At 58.2% G+C, this 20,132-nt stretch carries 27 protein-coding genes; 8 read left to right on the forward strand and 19 right to left on the reverse strand.

The window, feature by feature from the left end; translation table 11 throughout:
• Positions 1 to 45 precede the first annotated feature (45 nt).
• A complete protein-coding gene (locus tag AADW22_RS14250; protein ID WP_243250701.1) occupies positions 46 to 762 on the reverse strand; it encodes a hypothetical protein in 717 nt (238 codons plus the stop codon).
• 78 nt (positions 763 to 840) lie between these two features.
• Entirely contained in the window at positions 841 to 1,671 is an 831-nt protein-coding gene (locus AADW22_RS14255) for a LysR family transcriptional regulator (RefSeq protein ID WP_180829370.1), read from the reverse strand.
• Between the two features lie 220 nt (positions 1,672 to 1,891).
• Between AADW22_RS14255 and AADW22_RS14260 the strand changes: the two genes are divergently transcribed.
• Positions 1,892 to 2,251 (forward strand): helix-turn-helix domain-containing protein, encoded by a 360-nt coding sequence (locus AADW22_RS14260; protein ID WP_005849925.1) that lies wholly within the window; start codon positions 1,892 to 1,894, stop codon positions 2,249 to 2,251.
• Positions 2,252 to 2,254: 3 nt separating this feature from the next.
• Here AADW22_RS14260 and AADW22_RS14265 read toward each other — a convergent pair whose 3' ends face one another.
• Positions 2,255 to 3,022: a sulfite exporter TauE/SafE family protein gene (locus tag AADW22_RS14265; protein WP_243250703.1), complete on the reverse strand. Its 768-nt coding sequence runs from the start codon at positions 3,020 to 3,022 to the stop codon at positions 2,255 to 2,257.
• 146 nt (positions 3,023 to 3,168) lie between these two features.
• On the opposite strand from AADW22_RS14265, the gene AADW22_RS14270 reads away from it, so the two are divergent.
• Positions 3,169 to 4,854 carry an acyl-CoA dehydrogenase family protein gene (locus tag AADW22_RS14270; RefSeq protein WP_407473942.1) on the forward strand — a complete coding sequence of 562 codons (1,686 nt, stop codon included), beginning with the start codon at positions 3,169 to 3,171 and terminating at the stop codon, positions 4,852 to 4,854.
• Between the two features lie 50 nt (positions 4,855 to 4,904).
• Complete coding sequence (locus AADW22_RS14275; protein ID WP_407473943.1) at positions 4,905 to 5,300, forward strand: META domain-containing protein; 396 nt, start codon at positions 4,905 to 4,907, stop codon at positions 5,298 to 5,300.
• Here AADW22_RS14275 and recO read toward each other — a convergent pair.
• The 11 genes from recO to folK form a co-directional block, all read right to left on the reverse strand.
• Positions 5,272 to 6,009, reverse strand: coding sequence for a DNA repair protein RecO (gene recO, locus AADW22_RS14280; RefSeq protein ID WP_407473944.1), 738 nt, complete (start codon positions 6,007 to 6,009; stop codon positions 5,272 to 5,274). The two genes, AADW22_RS14275 and recO, sit on opposite strands and share 29 nt — an antisense overlap.
• Positions 6,009 to 6,338 (reverse strand): DUF1491 family protein, encoded by a 330-nt coding sequence (locus AADW22_RS14285; RefSeq protein ID WP_407473945.1) that lies wholly within the window; start codon positions 6,336 to 6,338, stop codon positions 6,009 to 6,011. Before AADW22_RS14285 ends, recO begins: the two co-directional genes overlap by 1 nt.
• Before the next feature lie 60 nt (positions 6,339 to 6,398).
• The gene (gene era / locus AADW22_RS14290; RefSeq protein ID WP_005849932.1) at positions 6,399 to 7,307 is read right to left on the reverse strand and encodes a GTPase Era; all 909 of its coding nucleotides are present in this window, start codon (positions 7,305 to 7,307) and stop codon (positions 6,399 to 6,401) included.
• Complete coding sequence (rnc, locus tag AADW22_RS14295; RefSeq protein ID WP_005849933.1) at positions 7,304 to 7,990, reverse strand: ribonuclease III; 687 nt, start codon at positions 7,988 to 7,990, stop codon at positions 7,304 to 7,306. Before rnc ends, era begins: the two co-directional genes overlap by 4 nt.
• Positions 7,987 to 8,823 (reverse strand): signal peptidase I, encoded by an 837-nt coding sequence (lepB, locus tag AADW22_RS14300; RefSeq protein WP_407473946.1) that lies wholly within the window; start codon positions 8,821 to 8,823, stop codon positions 7,987 to 7,989. Before lepB ends, rnc begins: the two co-directional genes overlap by 4 nt.
• A gap of 105 nt (positions 8,824 to 8,928) precedes the next feature.
• Complete coding sequence (gene acpS / locus AADW22_RS14305; RefSeq protein ID WP_005849935.1) at positions 8,929 to 9,342, reverse strand: holo-ACP synthase; 414 nt, start codon at positions 9,340 to 9,342, stop codon at positions 8,929 to 8,931.
• 9 nt (positions 9,343 to 9,351) lie between these two features.
• Positions 9,352 to 10,104, reverse strand: a complete 753-nt coding sequence (locus AADW22_RS14310; protein ID WP_037941285.1) for a pyridoxine 5'-phosphate synthase — start codon at positions 10,102 to 10,104, stop codon at positions 9,352 to 9,354.
• The gene (locus AADW22_RS14315) at positions 10,088 to 10,783 is read right to left on the reverse strand and encodes a DUF2062 domain-containing protein (RefSeq protein ID WP_005849937.1); all 696 of its coding nucleotides are present in this window, start codon (positions 10,781 to 10,783) and stop codon (positions 10,088 to 10,090) included. The genes AADW22_RS14310 and AADW22_RS14315 overlap by 17 nt, the downstream gene beginning before the upstream one ends.
• Before the next feature lie 34 nt (positions 10,784 to 10,817).
• Positions 10,818 to 12,968 (reverse strand): bifunctional (p)ppGpp synthetase/guanosine-3',5'-bis(diphosphate) 3'-pyrophosphohydrolase, encoded by a 2,151-nt coding sequence (locus tag AADW22_RS14320; protein WP_009825337.1) that lies wholly within the window; start codon positions 12,966 to 12,968, stop codon positions 10,818 to 10,820.
• 36 nt (positions 12,969 to 13,004) lie between these two features.
• Positions 13,005 to 13,358, reverse strand: a complete 354-nt coding sequence (rpoZ, locus tag AADW22_RS14325) for a DNA-directed RNA polymerase subunit omega (protein ID WP_005849941.1) — start codon at positions 13,356 to 13,358, stop codon at positions 13,005 to 13,007.
• A 70-nt stretch (positions 13,359 to 13,428) separates the two neighbouring features.
• Positions 13,429 to 14,031 (reverse strand): 2-amino-4-hydroxy-6-hydroxymethyldihydropteridine diphosphokinase, encoded by a 603-nt coding sequence (folK, locus tag AADW22_RS14330; protein WP_407473947.1) that lies wholly within the window; start codon positions 14,029 to 14,031, stop codon positions 13,429 to 13,431.
• Positions 14,032 to 14,159: 128 nt separating this feature from the next.
• Here folK and AADW22_RS14335 point away from each other — a divergent pair, with 128 nt between their 5' ends.
• The 5 genes from AADW22_RS14335 (at position 14,160) to AADW22_RS14355 (ending at position 17,394) form a co-directional block, all read left to right on the forward strand.
• Complete coding sequence (locus AADW22_RS14335) at positions 14,160 to 14,705, forward strand: NYN domain-containing protein (protein ID WP_005849944.1); 546 nt, start codon at positions 14,160 to 14,162, stop codon at positions 14,703 to 14,705.
• Between the two features lie 144 nt (positions 14,706 to 14,849).
• A complete protein-coding gene (gene ispH / locus AADW22_RS14340; RefSeq protein ID WP_064215903.1) occupies positions 14,850 to 15,800 on the forward strand; it encodes a 4-hydroxy-3-methylbut-2-enyl diphosphate reductase in 951 nt (316 codons plus the stop codon).
• Complete coding sequence (locus AADW22_RS14345; protein WP_407473948.1) at positions 15,797 to 16,249, forward strand: DUF3429 domain-containing protein; 453 nt, start codon at positions 15,797 to 15,799, stop codon at positions 16,247 to 16,249. Before ispH ends, AADW22_RS14345 begins: the two co-directional genes overlap by 4 nt.
• 69 nt (positions 16,250 to 16,318) lie before the next feature.
• Positions 16,319 to 16,774: a ribonuclease HI gene (rnhA, locus tag AADW22_RS14350; protein WP_005849948.1), complete on the forward strand. Its 456-nt coding sequence runs from the start codon at positions 16,319 to 16,321 to the stop codon at positions 16,772 to 16,774.
• Positions 16,771 to 17,394 (forward strand): trimeric intracellular cation channel family protein, encoded by a 624-nt coding sequence (locus AADW22_RS14355; RefSeq protein WP_009825341.1) that lies wholly within the window; start codon positions 16,771 to 16,773, stop codon positions 17,392 to 17,394. The genes rnhA and AADW22_RS14355 overlap by 4 nt, the downstream gene beginning before the upstream one ends.
• Positions 17,395 to 17,396: 2 nt before the next feature.
• Here the strand turns inward: AADW22_RS14355 and AADW22_RS14360 are convergent, their stop codons facing one another.
• From AADW22_RS14360 to def (AADW22_RS14380), 5 genes are read right to left on the reverse strand one after another with little or no spacing between them, the layout of a single operon-like run.
• Positions 17,397 to 17,636: a hypothetical protein gene (locus AADW22_RS14360; protein WP_005849950.1), complete on the reverse strand. Its 240-nt coding sequence runs from the start codon at positions 17,634 to 17,636 to the stop codon at positions 17,397 to 17,399.
• Positions 17,637 to 17,639: 3 nt separating this feature from the next.
• Positions 17,640 to 18,554, reverse strand: a complete 915-nt coding sequence (gene fmt / locus AADW22_RS14365; protein ID WP_407473949.1) for a methionyl-tRNA formyltransferase — start codon at positions 18,552 to 18,554, stop codon at positions 17,640 to 17,642.
• A 30-nt stretch (positions 18,555 to 18,584) separates the two neighbouring features.
• On the reverse strand, positions 18,585 to 19,082 hold the full coding sequence (def, locus tag AADW22_RS14370; protein ID WP_037941272.1) for a peptide deformylase: 498 nt from the start codon (positions 19,080 to 19,082) through the stop codon (positions 18,585 to 18,587).
• Positions 19,079 to 19,546, reverse strand: a complete 468-nt coding sequence (gene def / locus AADW22_RS14375) for a peptide deformylase (RefSeq protein WP_407473950.1) — start codon at positions 19,544 to 19,546, stop codon at positions 19,079 to 19,081. The genes def (AADW22_RS14370) and def (AADW22_RS14375) overlap by 4 nt, the downstream gene beginning before the upstream one ends.
• Positions 19,543 to 20,061, reverse strand: a complete 519-nt coding sequence (def, locus tag AADW22_RS14380) for a peptide deformylase (protein WP_037941269.1) — start codon at positions 20,059 to 20,061, stop codon at positions 19,543 to 19,545. Before def (AADW22_RS14380) ends, def (AADW22_RS14375) begins: the two co-directional genes overlap by 4 nt.
• Between the last annotated feature and the right edge of the window lie 71 nt (positions 20,062 to 20,132).

The following is a 20,132-nucleotide window of genomic DNA, read 5'->3' on the forward strand; positions in this document are numbered from 1 at the left end:
CTTACTAGAGCCGCGCCAATGCGCGGCTCTTTTTCCATGCGCAGACTATGCTGCTTTCGACGCTCGGTCCGAGAGCGGCATATCCAGAATAAAGCGCAAATCATCGCGCCCCATATAGGCCATGAACCCCTCGACCGGCGCATCCATTCCGTTGATGAACCACCGCAACGTGCCTGGCTCCGTATGCATATAGCCATGCCGCGCTGGAAAGCCCTTATACACGACCGAGTTGGTCATAAACGCGATGACATGGTCAGGATCCCAATGCTGCATCGCCTGCCAGAATGCATAGCGCCCCAGCACAGAAGATAGACCTGCGTTTCTGAACTCTCGCGGCGTTGTGCCCACCCAGAACTCCCCATGATAGCACACGTCGCCAGCGATGCGCTGCGCACCCGGCCCCGCCCGATACCGTGATCGAAGAAAATCGATGTCAACGCCGGGCGGCGGAAACTCGACAAATGACCGACGAAGATATTCGGCTAGCTTGGTTCCTTTCAAATCCAGCATACGCATTGCCTGCGTATGCATAACATCGCCTTTGGCATTTCGGCCGACAATCCAAAAGGCATTGGTTTCGTTCAGGTCGTGCGTTTCAGGGTCAAACGGCAGCCCTAGCAAGTGATCCGGACGCGCGTCCTGCAATATCGTCTTATACTCAGCAAAATCATAACCGACCGTTAATGTGATCCCGGCCTCCTGCAAAAGTGCGGAACTGCTGGCGATAAACCGTTCGCCGTCTTGAAAACTCAACAACGTCATACTGAACTCTCCTTTGATGCAAGCTGATCAAAGGGTAGCTTATTTATGGGGAATTTTCTTCGATTTTTAGGTAACCGGCTAAAAGCCGACGATCGCATCCTCGGGCATGCCAACCATCACGTCTTGATCCAACCCAGAGATGGTGACGTGACGTGATCTATCTACCGCGGATATCAATGCAAAGCTTCCGTCAGGGAAACGGCTCGCCATCAAAAGTCGTTTATAGGCCAATGGGATAAGCTCTCCGCCTGCCGTGTTCCTCGGCATTTGCGTCACAACTTCGTCAAGGCGGACCCCGCCATTCGCCTGAACCTCCCGAAAGGGGAAATCCAGCATCGCTTCAAACTCGGGACCGCCCGGAAAATTGCCGAGAGGGCGGCCAATACTGCTGCGCGCATTCTCCCAACCCCACCAACTTGTGTAAAATGATTCTTGTCCGACTTCGATACAGATCCAACCACTGGGTGAGTCGCGATACACTAGGACATATGGGCGAATTTGTTGAAAATTCTCATGTTCCAACCGGCCCTCGCTCTGCACCCAGGCCGAGAATGCCTCCTTGATCATTTCAGATTCACCGTCCCAAATCTGGGTAAGTGGCCGTTGCTGCTGATAAAAATTCCATCCGTTGGGTGTTTCGTGGGACAGCCGTAAAAGCCCACCCGTGCTCCGCGTGTTGCCCTTGATCCAGACCTTGCCCCGCGCGAGAAACTCACGCGCTTCTGGCAAAGCTTCTTCACCACGCTGTGTTAATTTGTACCGGCGCTCATCAACCTCAAACATCGGAGCCCCCAAGAACTCCTCAATTTGGGCGATATGGCGCCGAACTGTCTGCCGCGTACTTCCCAACAAGCGCACAGCTTGACTGAGGTTCAACGTATCCGCGAGGACGGTAAAAGATCTAACCATTTCATATAGTAACGGCGGAATTCGGTCCGCGTCAAAATCAACTGGCTTTGGGCTGTCGACAGTGTTCATTCGTCACCAATGGTAAATCAATCATACATTAAGGCATTATTCATAATACACCCTTGGCCACTTTGTAACCACAAATTGAATAAATCTATCCAATTGAACGGAAAGAGTGATTTGGGGATGACTAATTCAACAACAACCGGAGGTAATTAATATGTCGCATCCAGTGGACATCCACGTCGGCAAAAAACTTAAACAGATCCGTACGCTGCGTCGGCTTTCCCAAACTGATGTGGCCAAGCGGTTAAACCTGTCGTTCCAGCAAATCCAGAAATACGAAATCGGGTCAAACCGGGTCGCGGCAAGCCGCCTGTTTGAACTGTCCCAGATTTTAGACGTAACGCCCGCATATTTCTTTGAAGGTCTGCATGACAACACGAATGATGCGCCCAAAGCCGACCCGAGCATCGAGATTGTCAGCGCCTTGGCCGCAATAAACGATGACGCGCTCAAAACACGTATTGTGACGTTTATCGAAGATGTGTCTGGGCTGACGGTCGCGCGTCAGGGCTAAGCCTTAACCAAACACCCCTCGGCGCACCAAGTTTGCGCCTGCAATCAATAGGATGACCAGCGTCGCTTTCTTAAAGGACGCTTGGTCAATCTTATCCATGACTTTGCTGCCAAGCCACATACCGGTTAGCGACGGCAAGATCATGACGGCGGAAAAGGGCACGGTTTCAGCGCGAAGCACGCCAGATCCGAAGTGTGAAAACAACAATAGCACCGCGCCGAGTCCGTAGATGACACCCTGAACCCGCATTTGGTCGTGCTTGGGCGTGCCCAATGCGGTCAGGTAGGCGACGGTAGGCGGCCCCCAAACGGCCGATACGCCACCGACCGCCCCGGCGAAGGCACCTATAAATGCTTCTAGTTTTGTAGATCGGTGCGACAGGGTGAAGCTACGCCCCGTGACCTGCCACAGCGCGAACAATGTGATCGGAACACCAATCACCAGCAGCATCGTATCGGCGGCGAGAAAACGCACGGTCTGCGCTGACAAGCTAAGCGCTATGCCGCCCGCGATCAGAAAAACCTTAAACATTTTGACGGAGTCCCAAGCCGCGGCCACCCCCTGCCTTAGTGCCTGAAACATATTGGTAATTACAGTCGGGAAGATCAGCCCGGCAAGGGCAAGCTCAGGCGACAAGAACATCGTTAGCCCTGAGATTAGCACCAGCGGCATCGCGAACCCCACGACGCCTTTAATGAATCCCGCCACAAGGCCAATTCCAAAGGCGAACGCCCATTCTGACGGCGTCAATAAACTGAAAAACATGTCCATATCGCACGTCATACCAAGATTGCAGCGGAGCGCACGCGAAATCCTCAGCGTAATTTTAAACCAAATTGACGCAGCAAAACGTATCTTTATTGTGCTGCACCTGCGAAAAGGTTATGCCGTGCTTAACCAAACAAGGGAGCTTACAGATGGCACATGATGGACAAGACGTGATTTCTGGCGCGGACATCGTGATCGATGACCTGCTCGCAACCACCAGATCAACGCTGGCCCCGGTAGACCGCCTTTTAGAAGCCGCTAAATCCGCGGTTCGTGCGACCGTTTCTCAAGACGGGAAAGTGTCGAATGCACTGGTCGAAGAAAACCAAACCGCCGCGCATGGTCTTGCATGGCTTGCAACCTACGCCCAATCGCTTCACCAGATGCAGCTATGGGCAGAGAAGCTCGACGCAGATGGCACGTTTTCAGAAACAGAACAGCTGATCCATCAAATCGCATTCGGCGAATACCTGTGCCAGATTTCCGGCGGCATTCAGATGAACCAAGGGGAAATTCTGCGCCTGCACGATCTTGGCGTCTCTACCACAGATCAAAACGCGTTTTCCAATGCCGGTATCACGACACTGCAGCAACGAGGCAATTCGCAAGCTGCACGCACGCGTCTTGTCGAACTCATGCAAGAGCAAAGCGCCAACATCACCGTCGGGCGGTCCGGCCTTGACGAAGAGCTGGAGATGATCCGCGAACAGTTCCGTCGTTACGCTGTTGAAAAAGTGGAACCATTTGCCCACGAATGGCACCTGAAGGACGAGCTGATCCCGATTGAAGTCATCAATGAATTGGCAGAAATGGGCGTTTTCGGCCTGACGATCCCAGAAGAATTCGGTGGCTTTGGGCTGTCCAAAGCCTCTATGTGCGTCGTCTCGGAAGAGCTGTCGCGCGGCTATATCGGCGTGGGCTCGCTCGGCACGCGGTCTGAAATCGCGGCCGAACTGATCATCGCAGGCGGGACGGACGCCCAAAAAGAAAAATGGCTCCCGCGGATCGCAAGCGCCGAGACCTTGCCCACAGCCGTATTCACGGAACCGAACACCGGCTCTGACCTTGGTTCTTTGCGCACGCGCGCGGTGAAAGATGGCGACGATTATAAGATAACTGGCAATAAAACCTGGATCACGCACGCGGCCCGGACCCATGTGATGACGCTGCTCGCGCGCACGGATCCGCAGACGTCGAACTACAAGGGCCTGTCGATGTTCTTGGCCGAGAAAACGCCGGGCGACGACGCGAATCCTTTCCCTTCCGAAGGCATGACCGGCGGCGAGATCGAAGTGCTCGGCTATCGCGGCATGAAGGAATACGAGCTCGGTTTCGACGGGTTCCACGTCAAAGGTGAAAACCTGTTGGGCGGCGAAGAGGGCAAAGGGTTCAAACAGTTGATGGAAACCTTTGAAAGCGCGCGCATCCAGACAGCCGCGCGTGCCATCGGGGTCGCGCAATCCGCGCTCGACATCTCGATGCAATACGCGATTGATCGCAAGCAGTTCGGCAAGTCTCTCATCAACTTCCCTCGCGTGTCGTCCAAACTGGCGATGATGGCGGTCGAAATCATGATCGCCCGCCAGCTCACCTATTTCTCGGCGTTTGAAAAAGACGAAGGCCGGCGCTGTGATGTCGAAGCGGGCATGGCCAAACTGCTCGGCGCACGGGTCGCTTGGGCCGCGGCTGACAATGGCTTGCAGATCCATGGCGGCAACGGTTTTGCACTCGAATACAAAATCAGCCGTGTCCTATGCGACGCACGTATCCTCAACATTTTCGAAGGCGCGGCAGAGATTCAGGCGCAGGTCATCTCGCGCCGTTTGCTCGGATGAAGTTCGGGCAGCCTGACGCGTGAAATCGTCGGGCTGCCTATCCGGACCCCATGATCAAGCTGACCTCCCTCTTTCTGGCCATAGCCCTGACAACCCAGTGCAGTCAGGACGAAACTCTGCGGGCGTATGGGGCCGCCGATCGCCTATGGCGCTTGCAAGAACTAAACGGGGTCACGTTCTCAGCAAACACACAGCTGTTTTTTCCAGAAAAAGATCAGGTTACCGTTCAAGGCCCCTGCAATCGGATCTCCGGTACGAACAAGCTGCCCTACCCCTGGTTTTCTTTCACGCTCATATCCTCCACCAAAAAGGCATGTCCTGATCTCGGCCAAGAAAACATTGTTATCGACGCGCTCAACAACGCCACCCTCGTCGAGATTCTGAATGACGTCATGATTCTGTCTAACACCGAGAACCTTAATATGGTGTTTCGCGCCGTCGACTAAATGCCTCGACGTAGCGCGCGCGCGCCTCGGGTAGGGGCTTGCCCCCTAGATCGCGCGTCAGATGCCGCTCTAGGAAATATCCCGTGGTTTTGAACGCCAGCGCAATATCCGCATCGCTCGCATCCCCTTCCCCACGTAAAACGGGCGACAATGGCAGCATTTTATCAACCCACTCCCCCGCCCCTTCTCGGGTCACAGCACGCCCCGTTTTCGGGGATACAAAGACCAGCCCGCTGGTCCGTCCGGTCACCGCACAGGCGCTCAGATCAAGCCCATAGCCAAGCTCATCCAACAGGCTGACTTCCCATTGAAGATAGGCCAATGGCCACAGATCCCCCTGCCCCAATAGATCCAGAAGCGCTTCAGTTCGACGATATAATGGCGGATGCGCTTCGCGTTCGGGCAATGCAAAGGCAAGTAGCCCCGTCACCGCGTTCAACCCCGCAAGGCTAAGCCGATCATGCATAGCCAATGCGGCACGGCTGCGCACGGGCTCTACAGTAAACGCGCCGATATGATCCTCAAGCCGCGCGCGCCATGCGATGTCTAGCTGCGCACCCGGTTGGAGAATTGGGGCGATCTTGCGGCTGGTACCGCCGCGCACGATCCCGGCGTGACGGCCGCGCTCGGGGGTGAACACCTCGATGATGGCCGATGTCTCACCATGGCGGCGCGCGCTTAGCAAAATGCCTTGATCGCGCCATTCCATCAGCTCAGCCCGTCCTCATGCAGCAGATGCCGACCCTGCCTGTCTTCCACCTCGATCACCCAGAGGTCTGGATCAAAACTGCGCTGTCGGCTGATCGACGCATCAACCTCCTGCTCCTGTCCACTTGTCATTTCGACCCAGGTCCGCTCACCACTGATCAAATCGAAACTTTTCTGAAAAAGCTGTGCATTTCCATCGAGCGTTGCAAGCTTCACCAGAACAGCGCCGCCGGTGTCATCCCCATGCGCGACCACGAACGCGGGAATGTCATAGACCCGCAGCCGCGCCAGATAGGCATCGACCCAGAACCGCGCGGTCAACCGGACCATGACAGCCCCGTCGTTCCAAATGGTGTAAAATCCTCCCCGAAGGGTCGGGCCGCACCAGATCTAGACATTGCCGTCTTTGAACTCCAGCCCCATCTCGGAGTAGCGCTCCGCCTCGTCCAGCCAGTTCGGGCGCACTTTGACCTGCAAAAACAGGTGCACTTTCCGCCCGAGAAATTCTTCAAGCTCCTCGCGAGAGGCTTTGCTGACCGCCTTGATCGTCTCGCCCTTGCTGCCAAGCACGATCCCCTTGTGACCGTCGCGCACCACATAGATCAACTGATCCACCCGCGCAGACCCGTCTTTACGCTCTTCCCAGTTCTCCGTCTCGACCGTTAGCTGATAGGGCAGCTCCTGATGCAGACGCAGGGTCAGCTTCTCGCGGGTCATTTCGGCGGCGATCATGCGCATGGGCAGATCGGCGATCTGGTCTTCGGGATACAGCCACGGCCCTTCGGGCAATTCGCCCGCCAGCCAGTGGCGCAACGTATCCACACCATGCCCTCGCTCGGCCGAAATCATGAATGTTTCGGCAAAATCATAGCGGTCGTTCATCTCTTTGCTCAGCCCCAACAGGACCGGAGCTTCGACACGGTCGATCTTGTTGATTGCAAGCGCGACCTTGCGCCCCTGACCGATGTCAGCGAGGCCTTCCAGGATACGTTCGACCCCTTCGGTGATCCCGCGGTTGGCCTCGATCAGCAGAATGACAACATCGGCATCCGCAGCGCCCCCCCAAGCCGCGGCCACCATGGCGCGGTCCAGACGACGACGGGGCTGGAACAGACCGGGGGTGTCCACGAACACAAGCTGGCTTTCCCCTTCCATCGCGACGCCACGAATACGGGCGCGTGTGGTCTGCACCTTATGGGTCACGATCGACACTTTCGCGCCGACCATGCGGTTCAGCAACGTCGATTTGCCCGCGTTGGGCTCGCCGATCAGGGCGATAAATCCGGCGCGCGTGGTCATGAGGGTCTCTCCAATTGGGCCAAGAGCGTCTTGGCAGCGGCCTGTTCGGCCTGACGTTTCGATGGGGCTGACGCGACGGCGCTGGCCCCGTTTTCAATCCGGGCGGTGATGGTAAACACCGGGGCGTGGTCTGGCCCCTGCCGGTCAGTCTGAACATAGGCGGGGGGCGGTAATCCGCGCGCTTGCGCCCATTCTTGCAGCGCGGTCTTGGCGTCGCGGGCGTCTTGCTTGACCTGCATCACGCGGTCACCCCACAATCGCAGGATCAACGCTTTGGCCTCGTCAAATCCGCCATCCAGATAGACAGCCGCGATGATAGCCTCGATCGCGTCCCCCAACAACGCCTGCTTGCGGCGGCCGCCAGACAACATCTCTGACCGGCCAAGCTTCAGCACCGCGCCCATGTCGATCTCGCGCGCGACCTCGGCGCAGGCTTCCTTGCGCACCAATGCGTTGAACCGCGGGGCCAGCTGCCCTTCGGTTGCGGCCGGATCAAGTTTCAGCAGCGCTTCGGCCATCACCAGCCCCAGAACACGATCCCCCAGAAACTCGAGCCGCTGGTTGTCGTCACGATTTGCCGACGACATAGAGGCATGGGTCACCGCGCGGTTCAACAGCTCCGGCTTGGCAAAGTGGTACCCGATGCGGCCTTCAAAGGCCCGGAGATCAGCATTTAACTTCACTTGATCGCCTTAAAGAAACGATCGCTGCGCCATGTCCAGAAGAACAACATCGACCGACCCGCCGAGCTGAACATGATCCGATCCGCGCGACCGATCAGGTTTTCGTACGGCACGAAACCGACGCCACCGGCCTGCTGTGCCAGACGGCTATCGGCAGAGTTGTCGCGGTTGTCACCCATGAAAAAGTAATGGCCTTCTGGCACCGTGTAGACACCGGTATTGTCCGACGCCTGATTGCCAATGTTCAGGATCGCATGTTCGACCCCGTTAGGGAGCACTTCGATCTGACGGGATTTTTCACATACACCACCGGCGCCGACGGCACCGTTCTCGCAACGCGGACGCATGCCCTGCGGGCCCTGACGGTCCATCACCTCTTCGAAGACACCATCGTCACGCAGTTCGACCGCCGTGCCATTGATGCTGACCACACCGTCGGTGATCTGAACCTTGTCACCCGGCAAGCCGATCAGACGCTTGATGTAATCGCGACCAGACACGGGATGACGGAAGACCACCACATCGCCGCGCTCGGGCTCTGACCCGAACAAACGCGTGTTGTCGCCGTCAAACACACCGCAGACGTCTTTCGCGTCGACCTCAATGCCGAACCGCGGCATCATCACGCTGGGACAGGAGGCGTAGGAATAGCCATAGGCCATTTTGTTGACGAACAGGAAATCCCCGATCAACAACGTCTCTTTCATCGACCCCGAAGGGATCCAGAAAGGCTGGAAAAACAGGGTCCGAAAGACCCCTGCGATCAACAGCGCATAGACGATTGTTTTGATGGTTTCGACAAAGGTGTTGCCGGTTTTCTCTTTGGCGGCCATTTTGGCGCTCCTGTTCATGCGTTCGAGCGTTACATGCGGGTGCCATTGACGCAAGTCAAGCAACCCTGCCCCCGATCCATCGACCGAATGGGCTATGATCTGCCATTAGGTCTGAATACCTGCCTTGGGGCGGGCTTCGATGACGACAAAGGCCTGTGCCCAAGGGTGATCATCTGTCAGCGTGACGTGAATGATCGCCTCGTGGCCGTCGGGTGTCATCTTGGCCAAACGCTCCGCCGCCCAGCCGGTGACCTCCATCACGGGCTGGCCGGTGCGCAGGTTGCTCACCGCCATATCGCGCCAAGCGATCCCCATGCGCAGACCGGTGCCAAGCGCCTTTGAACATGCCTCTTTCGCGGCCCAGCGTTTGGCGTAGGTGCCCGCGACATCACGGCGACGTTCGGCCTTTAGCTGTTCGACCTCGGTGAACACGCGATTGCGGAAACGGTCGCCAAAGCGGTCCAGCGTGCCTTGAATCCGTTCGATATTCGCGAGGTCGGTGCCGATGCCCAAAATCATGCAGCGCCCTCAGCCCTTGCGGGCATCATCCATCAGGCGGCGCATCTCGGCGATGGCGGGGCCGAGGCCCAGAAAGATCGCCTCGCCAATCAGGAAATGCCCGATGTTCAGCTCTTGCACCTCGGGGAAAGCTGCGACGGGGCTGACGGTATCATAGGTCAAGCCGTGGCCCGCGTGCACCTCAAGCCCCAGACTATGGGCGAATTTTGACATCTCCTCGAGCTTTTGCAGCTCCTTTTGCGCTTCCTCCCAATGTCCTTCGGCATAGGCGTCGCAATAGGCACCGGTGTGCAGTTCGATCACCTCTGCCCCGATGCGGTTCGCCGCCTCGATCTGGCGCTGATCAGCGGCGATGAAGATGCTGACGCGGCTGCCCGCTTCGCGCAGAGGAGCAATGAAATGCGCCAGCCGGTTTTCCTCGCGTGCGACTTCAAGCCCGCCTTCGGTTGTCCGCTCTTCGCGCTTTTCCGGCACGATGCAGACGGCATGGGGTTTGTGGCGCAGGGCGATGGCCTGCATCTCTTCCGTGGCGGCCATCTCGAAGTTGAGCGGCACGTTCAACACCTCTTGCAGTCCTTCGATATCCGCATCTGTGATGTGGCGTCGATCCTCACGCAGGTGCGCGGTGATGCCATCAGCGCCGGCCTCTTGCGCGGCGCGGGCTGCGCGCAGCGGGTCCGGATAGGCACCGCCGCGCGCATTCCGCACAGTCGCCACGTGGTCAATATTTACGCCCAGCCGAAGCTTACCTTGTGCCGCCATGGTCTTTCCCCTCCAGAGCCGCCTGCTCTGCCTTGCGTTTCGCCTCTGCCTTGGCCGAGGCTTTCTTTTTCAACAAATCGAACTTGGCCTTGATCGCGCCCTTGCGCCGCTTTTGATAGGCCCGCAGCAAGGGCACGGCCAGATAATAGGCGATCGTGGCGCAGATCATGCCGGGCACGATCCCCCCGATCAGATACGGATAGAACACCTGATGCCAGAAGACCTCAAGCCCCGACCAATCCATGTCGCGGCTGGTAAAGATCGCCACAAAGTTGGCCAACAAGTCGTGACCGGCGTCAAAGAATTTGCCCCCGAAGGACCGATGCTCCCCCGTCCGCATGTGGGAGCCGAGAATCCAATGCCCCATGGACAGCGATGACAACCCGATCGGGACATAGGTCAGCGGGTTGCCAAAAAACGTCCCCATCAATGCGGCCAGCAGATTGCCCCGCATGACACGCGACACCAGCGCCGCCACGATAAAATGCATACCGTAGAAGGGCGTAAACGTGGTAAAAACACCCGCCCAGATGCCACGCGCAATGCGTTCGGGCGTATCGGGCAAGCGGCGCATCCGGTGTTTGACATAGTGAAACGCCCGCGTCCAACCACCCCGAGGCCACATGAATTCAGCCATCGCGCGCACTGTCGGCTTTGGATCGCGGCGTTTGAAAATCAACAGTTCGTCCTTGGGTCAGTGCAGTCCGGGCGGATCATGCGTCTTTGGTACCTGCCTTGAACAAGTCGGGGTTCCGGTATCGGCTGATCTCGGCGACCTCGCTCTCGGCCTCCAACATCGGGATCAAAGAATGCAGATGCGCAATGTCTCGCAGTTCTACGTAGATCAACAACCGGTAAAAGTCAGGCTTGCGGTCCAAAAATTCCAGATCTGCGATATTGGCAGAGGATTGGCCAATCAGCGTACAAATCCGCCCCAGCACGCCCGCCCCATTGCCGATGGTCAGATCCAGTGTCGCCCCATAGATCGCGGGATGTGGCCCGTCGTGCCAACGCAGGTCCAGCCAGCGTTCGGGCTGGTCCTCGTAATGCGACAGACGCTCGCAATCGATGGTGTGGATTTTGACGCCCTGCCCGCGGAAGGTGATGCCGACAATGCGTTCCCCCGGCAGCGCCTGACAACAAGGCGACCGGTCAAAGGATTGCCCCGCTTCCAGCCCCACCACCGCGCGCTTGCGGTCGACATGTTCCCCGGGTTTGGGTCGCAGGTTGGGATAGACGGCCTGCACCACCTCTTGGCCCGTCAGTTCGGCAGAGCCAAGCTGCGCCAAAAGCTCCTCCGCGCTGGAGAGGCGCAGGTTGCGCGCCGCGGTGCGCAGCACTTTCTCCGTCGCCGATTTATTCATCTGCTCGAAGGCAGAGCGGGCAAGTTCGCGCCCGAGGCTGACAAAGCGCGCGCGATCCAGTTCACGCAGCGACCGACGGATCGCCGTCTTGGCCTTGCCCGTCGTTGCGATATCCAGCCATGTCGCCTGCGGTGTCTGACCTTGTGCGGTGATAATCTCGATCGACTGGCCGTTTTTCACCCGCGTCCACAAAGGCACGCGCATCCCGTCGATCTTGGCACCCACGCAGGCAGACCCGATTCGCGTGTGGATCGCATAGGCGAAATCAATCGGCGTCGCCCCACGCGGCAGCTTGACCACCTCGCCCTTGGGGGTAAAGCAGAACACCTGATCGGCGTACATCTCAAGCTTGACCGCCTCGAGGAAATCTTCGTGATCCTCCTCTGAATCGAGCTGCTCTGTCAGTTGCGCGACCCATTTGACCGGATCAACAGCAAAGGGGTTCCGCGACCGTACGCCGTCACGATAGGACCAATGCGCCGCCACACCGGATTCAGCGACATCATGCATTTGCCGCGTTCTGATCTGCACCTCGACCCGTTTGCCGTCACGGCCAGAGACGGTGGTATGGATCGACCGGTAACCGTTCGTCTTGGGCTGGCTGATATAATCCTTGAACCGGCCCGGCACGGCACGCCAGCGCCGATGGATGGTGCCAAGCGCGCGATAACATTCATCCTCCGAGGTGGTGATAACGCGGAAACCGTAAATATCCGATAAACGGGAAAAGGATTGCTGCTTTTCCTGCATCTTGCGCCAGATCGAATACGGTTTTTTCGCCCGCCCAAAGACTTCGGCCTCGATCCCGGCTTTCTCAAGCTCGTGCCGCATGTCGCCGGTGATTCGCTGGATGACATCGCCCGTTTCGCGCTGAAGGGTGATAAAGCGCCGGATGATCGACTGCCGCCCTTCGGGGTTGAGCACGCGAAAGGCCAGATCCTCAAGCTCTTCGCGCATCCATTGCATCCCCATACGCCCCGCAAGAGGCGCATAGATATCCATTGTTTCACGTGCTTTCTGGATCTGCTTGTCAGGGCGCATCGACTTGATCGTGCGCATATTATGCAGCCGATCCGCCAACTTGACCAAAATGACCCGCAGATCTTTCGACATTGCCATGAACAGCTTGCGAAAGTTCTCGGCCTGTTTTGTCTCGTTGGAATTCAGTTGCAGGTTGGTCAGCTTGGTCACGCCATCGACCAGTTCAGCGACATCATGTCCGAACTTTTCATCGACGCTGCTATAGGACGCTTTCGTGTCCTCGATCGTGTCGTGCAGCAATGCGGTGATGATGGTCGCGTCATCCAGCTGCTGTTCGGTCAAAATGGCCGCGACAGAGACCGGATGCGTGAAATAGGGCTCTCCGGAATGGCGGAACTGGCCCTCGTGCATCTGCTGGCCATATTCATAGGCCAGCCTGATCTGATTTTCGTTCGTCTTAGGGTTATAGGCGCGCACAAGCGCGATAAGGTCGTCAGCCGTAATGTCGGCGGTATTCATACCTGTCCTGCCTATAAGCCCCGAAGGGCGCGGGCCTTAGCCCTGCCCTTGTGCCGCCATCAACTGCCGCAGCAGCATTTCTTCGGACATGCTGTCCTCTTCGGGCTTGTCTTGCTCAGCCCCCATAAGAAGCGCCATTGCGTCCTCTTCGGGTTCATCAACCTCGATCTGGTTCTGGTTGCTTTCGATCAGACGCTCGCGCAGCTCGTCGGCCGATTGGGTTTCATCCGCAATCTCGCGCAGGGACACGACAGGGTTTTTGTCGTTATCGCGATCAACAGTGACCGTAGAACCAGCCGCAATTTCACGCGCACGATGCGCGGCAAGCATGACAAGCTCGAACCGGTTTGGCACTTTATCTACACAATCTTCGACAGTGACGCGGGCCATGGGGATGCTCCAATCATGAATGCTGCAAGAAGCCGACTATTTAGAAGCCATCGGCGGAATTTACAAGGGCCTATTCCAGCGGCCATACCCCCTTTTTATCTGCCTCTGGCAGGTCATTCAACATCTCGCGAACGGTTTTGCCGATCAGGGGATGACGCCAGTCCGGCGCGATGTCCGCCAGCGGCACCAAAACAAAGGCACGATCCTGAAGCCGCGGGTGCGGCAGGATCAGCTGGTCAGGCGCTTTGACCATCTGCTGTTCAAGCGGAATCTCCCGCCAATCGGTCTGCGTCTGTACATCCGGCAACACCACATCCCCCATCGCGATCAGATCCAGATCGACCGTCCGAGGGGCCCACCGGCTTTGCCGCTCGCGCCCAAGCTCCGCTTCGACGGCATGAAGAATAGCTAAAACTTGATCCGGCTCCCCTTCTACCCTTATACTAGAGGTTGTATTTACGAAATTCGGACCTGACCCCGCAGGAAACGCATAGGTTGAGTAAAACGGGCTAAGAGCGACAACCCGCACGCCCATACCAACCATAATATCAAGGGCCCGACGCAGAGTTTCCGCCGGCCCTCCCGCAACTGATGATTGATTGCTCCCGAGGGCGATCAGCGCGCACTTGCCGATTTCACCCCCCTTGGGGTCAGGGTTGGCCAATGTCTTCACTTGCTGCCTCTCGAAAAAACCTTAGTTAGTATTGTATTCATAGTCGGAAACTAAATTTGAAACATTTCGTTTTATAGCGGCTCTACACGACGCAAATTTCCGAACGACGTGTATTAGGAAGGCACTTCATGTTCTACAAGGACGAACGGCTCGCTTTATTCATCGACGGCTCCAACCTTTACGCAGCGGCCAAGAACCTGGGTTTTGACATTGATTACAAGCTACTGCGGCAGGAGTTCATGCGCCGCGGCAAACTGCTGCGTGCCTTTTACTACACCGCTTTGCTGGAAAATGACGAATACTCCCCCATACGCCCGCTGGTCGACTGGCTGAACTATAACGGGTTCTCCATGGTGACCAAACCGGCCAAGGAATACACCGACAGCATGGGCCGCCGGAAGGTCAAGGGGAACATGGATATCGAGCTTGCGGTCGACGCGATGGAGCTTGCGCCACATCTTGACCACATCGTGATCTTCTCTGGTGACGGCGATTTCCGCCCGTTGGTCGAAAGCCTTCAACGTCAGGGCGTGCGCGTCTCTGTCGTCAGCACGATCCGCAGCCAACCGCCCATGATCTCGGACGAACTGCGCCGCCAAGTGGACAACTTTATCGAACTCGAAGACCTGCGCGACGTTATTGGCCGGCCTCCACGTGAAACATCTGACGAATAACCCGCGACGGCGCGCCTAAATCTCCGCATCGCTCATGCCCCCGCAATACGTGCGCGCGCATGTCAAGCATCAGACTGTGCCGCCGCTGGTCTGGACGATGCGCCGCGCAACCCTTACCTATGGCCCATGCCCAAGGAGAGTGTGATGACCAAACCGCCTTTGACCCTGTATCTTGCCGCGCCACGCGGTTTCTGTGCGGGCGTCGACCGCGCGATCAAGATCGTCGAAATGGCCATCGAGAAATGGGGCGCGCCGGTCTATGTGCGCCACGAGATCGTGCACAATAAATTCGTCGTCGACGGGCTGCGCGAACGGGGTGCGATCTTTGTCGAGGAACTGTCGGAATGCCCCGATGACCGGCCCGTGATCTTCTCGGCGCACGGCGTACCGAAAGCCGTCCCCGCCAAGGCCGAGGCCCGCAATATGGTCTATGTCGACGCGACCTGCCCGCTTGTCTCCAAGGTGCATATCGAGGCGCAACGCCACGCCGACGCGGGGCTGCAGATGATCATGATCGGCCACGCGGGCCATCCCGAAACCATTGGCACCATGGGGCAGCTCCCCCCGGGCGAGGTTTTGCTGGTCGAAACGCCCGCCGATGTCGAAACCGTCGAGGTGCGCGACCCGAGCAAGCTGGCCTATGTCACCCAGACAACGTTAAGCGTTGATGACACAGCCGAGATTGTCGCCGCCCTGAACAAACGTTTCCCGCAGATCATCGGGCCGCACAAGGAAGACATCTGCTATGCCACGACCAACCGTCAAGAAGCGGTGAAGGCAATGGCGCCGAAGTGTGATGCGATGCTCGTTGTGGGCGCGCCAAACTCATCGAACTCGCGCCGTCTGGTCGAGGTCGGATCGCGTGCGGGCTGCGATTACGCCCAGCTGGTGCAGCGCGCGACGGACATCGACTGGCGCAGCCTCGAGGGGATCAAAAGCATCGGGATCACCGCCGGTGCCTCGGCCCCCGAACAGCTTATCAACGAGGTCATTGACGCGTTCAAAGACCGATACGATGTGACCACCGAAATGGTCGAAACCGCGGTAGAGAATGTGGAATTCAAAGTCCCCCGTGTGCTGCGAGTACCCGCATGACCGGCATCCCCCGCGCGCCGCTTTGGCTTGGCCTTGCCGGGCTTACTCCCTTTATCTGGGGGGCCTTGACCGGGCTGGTTGATCCCTTGGCGAACTGGGGCGCGGCGACGTTCGGCGGCCGTTTTGTCGGGCCATATATCCAACTGTTCTACGGCACTGTTATTCTTTCCTTCATGTCCGGCGTGCTATGGGGATTCGCAACCAAGATCAGCGGGGCGAAGGCGACGGCCGGCTATATCCTCGCCGTGATCCCGGCGCTTTGGGCGTTCTTCATGACCAGCGGCGGCCCCGTGGGTGCGGGGCTGAACCTGATGTTCGGTTTTGCGGGTCTACTCGTCCTTGATGCCGCCTTCTGGCACTGGCGTCTTGCGCCGCGCTGGTGGCTAAAGCTGCGCACGCTTCTGACCGCGGTCGTTCTGGCGTGTCTGGCTGTGGGCGTCTTTCTGTAGCATCGAAACTTGCGGGCGGGGCTTAGATTAGGCTGGACGCCCCCACGCCAGACTGGATAAGGCAGCCCCATGACCAAGCTGATTGCATATACTGATGGTGCCTGTTCCGGCAATCCCGGCCCCGGTGGCTGGGGTGCCCTGATGCGGGCGATGGATGGCGACAAGATCGTTAAGGAGCGCGAGTTGAAAGGCGGCGAACCCGCCACCACCAACAACCGGATGGAGCTGATGGCCGCCATCAGCGCGCTCGAAGCGCTGGCCCGCCCGACCGAGATCACGATCGTCACCGACAGTAACTATGTCAAAAATGGCATCACCGGCTGGATCTACGGCTGGAAGAAAAACGGCTGGAAGAATGCCGCTAAAAAGCCCGTCAAAAACGCGGAGCTTTGGCAGCGGCTGGATGCGGCAAATGCGCGGCATCAGGTCACCTGGGAATGGGTCAAAGGCCACGCTGGCCACCCCGAGAACGAGCGCGCCGATGAATTGGCGCGGGCGGGCATGGCCCCGTTCAAAACCAAATGAGCCTGATCACCCTGCTGGAATATGCCTCCGTTCTGGTCTTTGCGATTACGGGGGCGCTGGTCGCCAGCCGCGCCCAGCTTGACCTTGTAGGCTTCGCCTTTATCGCCTGTCTCACGGCCTTGGGCGGCGGCACACTGCGCGACCTGTTGCTGGATCGAAACCCTATTTTCTGGATTGCGAACCCTACCCATCTCGCCGTGGGCGTCACTGCCGCGATGGTGGTTTTCTTTACCGCGCATCTTCTCGAAAGTCGCTATCGCGCGCTGCTATGGCTCGATTCCGTGGCGCTCGCCGTGGCGGTTGCTGCGGGTACGGGTGTGGCGATCTCGCTTGATCAATCCGCTGTGGTCGTGGTGCTGATGGGGATGATCACCGGCTGCATGGGCGGGTTGATGCGCGATGTTGTCGTGGGGGAGGTGCCGCTTGTTCTGCAACAGGGTGAACTTTATGTGACCGCCGCTTTCGCCGGTGCTGCAACCGCTGTCATCATCCGTAGCATTCTGGGCGATGATGCGCTGGCGCTGTTTGCCGGTGCCTGTATGACGTGGATTTTGCGTGCCGGATCGCTGTATTTCGGATGGCACCTACCCGTGTACAAAAGCCGCCCGCCGCGGGTGTAACGTTACTTTCGACGCCAGTGAAACGGCACGATGATCAGCGCCCCGATAGAGGATGCGATGGCGTTCATACCGGCCGAATTAAACCCGAAGCCGAACATCAACCGCACGAAATAAAACAGGAAAGCGCCGCCCACGCAGATGATGATCGAGGCAAGATAGCCGTTGCGGGTAAAGCCTGACTTTTCGGCGAAAAAGCCGACAAGCCCCGCGATCACAACCGTGCCGATAAGCGTCGGAAGCATGATTTACCCTTTGCTTAGAACTGTTCCCGCAGCAATCTGCGCACCACGCTGGAACGTTTGCGCATCTTGCGCCGCTTTCCCCGCACGTTGCAAGCGGATCAGCTGAACCGCACCCTTCCCGCAACCGACGCGCAAAGTATCATCCAGAACCTCGCCCGCTGCACCCTCGCCCTCGGCAAGCTTCGAGGCCAGCACCTTCACCCGCGTGCCGTCCAGATCGAACCATGCACCAGGAAACGGCGACAATCCCCTGATTTGCCGGTCCACCTCTGTAGCGGGGCGCGACCAATCGATGCGCGCCTCGGCCTTGTCAATTTTACTGGCATAGGTCACGCCCTCTTCGGGCTGTGGTTCCGGTTGCAGGTCAGGCAGTTGCCGAAGTGCTTCCACGATCAACTCTGCGCCCATGGCGCTTAGTCGGTCATGCAGTTCGATCGTCGTCTCGGTGGTGCGGATCGGCGTCGCGGCGCGCAACAGTACGGGCCCCGTGTCCAACCCCGCCTCCATCTGCATGATACACACACCCGTTTCAACGTCGCCCGCCATGATCGCCCGATGGATCGGCGCGGCACCCCGCCATCGGGGCAACAAACTCGCGTGGATATTCAGACACCCGGATTTCGGCGCATCCAGTACGGCTTGGGGCAAAATCAGACCATAGGCCACAACAACAGCGACATCCGCTTCGAGCCCTGCAAACTCCGCCTGCGCTTCGGCGGTTTTCAACGAAACGGGGTGACGTACCAGCAACCCCAAAGCCTCTGCCCGTTGCTGCACCGGGCTGGGGCGGTCCTTTTTGCCTCGCCCTGCAGGGCGCGGCGGCTGGCAATAGACGGCGGCGATTTCGTGGCCGGCCAAGACCAACGCATCCAACACTGGCACTGAAAAATCAGGTGTGCCCATAAAGATAACACGCATCGAACACTTCCCTTCAAACCGTAGAGGCAATCAGCCCTTGTATTTGCGCGCCTTGCGCAGCAGCATATCACGGCGCGTTTTACTCAGATTGTCGACAAACATTTTTCCAGCAAGATGGTCGATCTGATGCTGCACGCTGGTCGCCTCCAACCCGACGAAATCGCGCGTCACTGTCGCGCCCTGCTCGTCAAGATACTGCACTTTCACACCGCGTGGACGCCGGATCTTGGCCGATATTCCGGGCAAATTCGGGCTTGCCTCTTCGTATTCATTCATGATCGCCGAAGCGTCGATGACGACCGGGTTTGCCAATCGAATCCGCTTGTCCCGCGCTTGCGAGGCATCGACAACGGCGACCTGCAGCGACACCCCGATCTGCGGTGCGGCCAGCCCGACCCCCGGCATCGCGTCCATCGTGTCGATCATGTCGTCCCAGAGCGCACGAATTTCATCATTGATTTCTGCCACTTGGGCGGCGGGTGTCCGCAAACAAGCGTGCGGCCACGGAAGAATGCGACGAACGGTCATTGGCTTTGCTCCTGCGCGACACGGTCATAAATGACGATGCCATCAAGGTGGTCATATTCATGCTGCACGATCACGGCCTCTGCGCCGGTAAACTTTCGTTCGTGGGTGCCATCAGCATCCGTCCACCGCAAGGTAACCTCTGTTGCGCGGGCAATATCCATTGGCACGCCGGGGATCGACAAACATCCCTCTTCGCCAATCGCGCGGGCGTCAGACAGGCTGACGATCTGCGGATTGATACAGGCGACAGGCGTCGGGGTGCCTTCCTTCCAGCCCGCATCGAAAACGAAAATACGCTCGGTCCGGCCAACCTGCGGGGCCGCCAACCCGCGACCGGGCGCGGCATACATCGTCTCGAACATGTCATCGATCAGCCGGTCGATCTCGGGCGTGCGTGTGGCGACGGGCGCGCACACAGCTGTCAGCCGCGCGTCAGGCCAGGTCACGATGTCCAACACGCTCATCCGCGCGCCAGCTCGCGTTTCAGCTTGGTCATTTTGCGCGTGATCATCTGGCGCTTCATCGGTTTGAGATAATCGATAAAAAGCTTGCCATCCAGATGGTCGATCTCGTGCTGCACGCAGGTCGCCCATAGTTTTGTAAAGGTCTCGGTCTGCTCGTTCCCGTCGATATCGATCCAGCGCACGTCCACATCTGCGGGGCGCGTCACATCGGCAAACTGCTCGGGGATCGACAAACACCCTTCTTCATAGGTGTTCAGCGCGTCCGAGGCGGCGATGATTTCGGGGTTGAACATCACCAGCGGTCGCGGCGTCTCCCCCTCTTCCTTTACGCAATCCATGACGATCAAGCGGTTCATTACCCCGATCTGGGGGGCCGCAAGACCGATCCCCGGCGCGTCATACATCGTGGCGAGCATATCATCAGCCAAGCTGCGCAACTCGTCCGTCATATCGGTCACGGGGGCGCATGGCTTTTTCAGCCGCGGGTCAGGGTGTAGTAAAATATTGCGTATCATTTGGTTGATTTAGGCCAACACCTGCGCCGCTGCAACCTCGGGGCTTGCGGTCTGGTCGATTAGGTTTAGCG

It is taken from the genome of Sulfitobacter sp. PM12, from assembly GCF_045586035.1.
GTDB classification, from domain to species: domain Bacteria; phylum Pseudomonadota; class Alphaproteobacteria; order Rhodobacterales; family Rhodobacteraceae; genus Sulfitobacter; species Sulfitobacter pontiacus.

What these genes read in the sequence shown, in the direction of transcription:
- AADW22_RS14250 (WP_243250701.1), bottom strand. Translation starts at nt 762, where the DNA reads ATGACGTTGTTGAGTTTTCAAGACGGCGAACGGTTTATCGCCAGCAGT.
- AADW22_RS14255 (WP_180829370.1), bottom strand. Translation starts at nt 1,671, where the DNA reads ATGGTTAGATCTTTTACCGTCCTCGCGGATACGTTGAACCTCAGTCAA.
- AADW22_RS14260 (WP_005849925.1), top strand. Translation starts at nt 1,892, where the DNA reads ATGTCGCATCCAGTGGACATCCACGTCGGCAAAAAACTTAAACAGATC.
- AADW22_RS14265 (WP_243250703.1), bottom strand. Translation starts at nt 3,022, where the DNA reads ATGGACATGTTTTTCAGTTTATTGACGCCGTCAGAATGGGCGTTCGCC.
- AADW22_RS14270 (WP_407473942.1), top strand. Translation starts at nt 3,169, where the DNA reads ATGGCACATGATGGACAAGACGTGATTTCTGGCGCGGACATCGTGATC.
- AADW22_RS14275 (WP_407473943.1), top strand. Translation starts at nt 4,905, where the DNA reads ATGATCAAGCTGACCTCCCTCTTTCTGGCCATAGCCCTGACAACCCAG.
- recO (WP_407473944.1), bottom strand. Translation starts at nt 6,009, where the DNA reads ATGGAATGGCGCGATCAAGGCATTTTGCTAAGCGCGCGCCGCCATGGT.
- AADW22_RS14285 (WP_407473945.1), bottom strand. Translation starts at nt 6,338, where the DNA reads ATGGTCCGGTTGACCGCGCGGTTCTGGGTCGATGCCTATCTGGCGCGG.
- era (WP_005849932.1), bottom strand. Translation starts at nt 7,307, where the DNA reads ATGACCACGCGCGCCGGATTTATCGCCCTGATCGGCGAGCCCAACGCG.
- lepB (WP_407473946.1), bottom strand. Translation starts at nt 8,823, where the DNA reads ATGGCCGCCAAAGAGAAAACCGGCAACACCTTTGTCGAAACCATCAAA.
- acpS (WP_005849935.1), bottom strand. Translation starts at nt 9,342, where the DNA reads ATGATTTTGGGCATCGGCACCGACCTCGCGAATATCGAACGGATTCAA.
- AADW22_RS14310 (WP_037941285.1), bottom strand. Translation starts at nt 10,104, where the DNA reads ATGGCGGCACAAGGTAAGCTTCGGCTGGGCGTAAATATTGACCACGTG.
- AADW22_RS14320 (WP_009825337.1), bottom strand. Translation starts at nt 12,968, where the DNA reads ATGAATACCGCCGACATTACGGCTGACGACCTTATCGCGCTTGTGCGC.
- rpoZ (WP_005849941.1), bottom strand. Translation starts at nt 13,358, where the DNA reads ATGGCCCGCGTCACTGTCGAAGATTGTGTAGATAAAGTGCCAAACCGG.
- AADW22_RS14335 (WP_005849944.1), top strand. Translation starts at nt 14,160, where the DNA reads ATGTTCTACAAGGACGAACGGCTCGCTTTATTCATCGACGGCTCCAAC.
- ispH (WP_064215903.1), top strand. Translation starts at nt 14,850, where the DNA reads ATGACCAAACCGCCTTTGACCCTGTATCTTGCCGCGCCACGCGGTTTC.
- AADW22_RS14345 (WP_407473948.1), top strand. Translation starts at nt 15,797, where the DNA reads ATGACCGGCATCCCCCGCGCGCCGCTTTGGCTTGGCCTTGCCGGGCTT.
- rnhA (WP_005849948.1), top strand. Translation starts at nt 16,319, where the DNA reads ATGACCAAGCTGATTGCATATACTGATGGTGCCTGTTCCGGCAATCCC.
- AADW22_RS14355 (WP_009825341.1), top strand. Translation starts at nt 16,771, where the DNA reads ATGAGCCTGATCACCCTGCTGGAATATGCCTCCGTTCTGGTCTTTGCG.
- AADW22_RS14360 (WP_005849950.1), bottom strand. Translation starts at nt 17,636, where the DNA reads ATGCTTCCGACGCTTATCGGCACGGTTGTGATCGCGGGGCTTGTCGGC.
- fmt (WP_407473949.1), bottom strand. Translation starts at nt 18,554, where the DNA reads ATGCGTGTTATCTTTATGGGCACACCTGATTTTTCAGTGCCAGTGTTG.
- def (WP_037941272.1), bottom strand. Translation starts at nt 19,082, where the DNA reads ATGACCGTTCGTCGCATTCTTCCGTGGCCGCACGCTTGTTTGCGGACA.
- def (WP_407473950.1), bottom strand. Translation starts at nt 19,546, where the DNA reads ATGAGCGTGTTGGACATCGTGACCTGGCCTGACGCGCGGCTGACAGCT.
- def (WP_037941269.1), bottom strand. Translation starts at nt 20,061, where the DNA reads ATGATACGCAATATTTTACTACACCCTGACCCGCGGCTGAAAAAGCCA.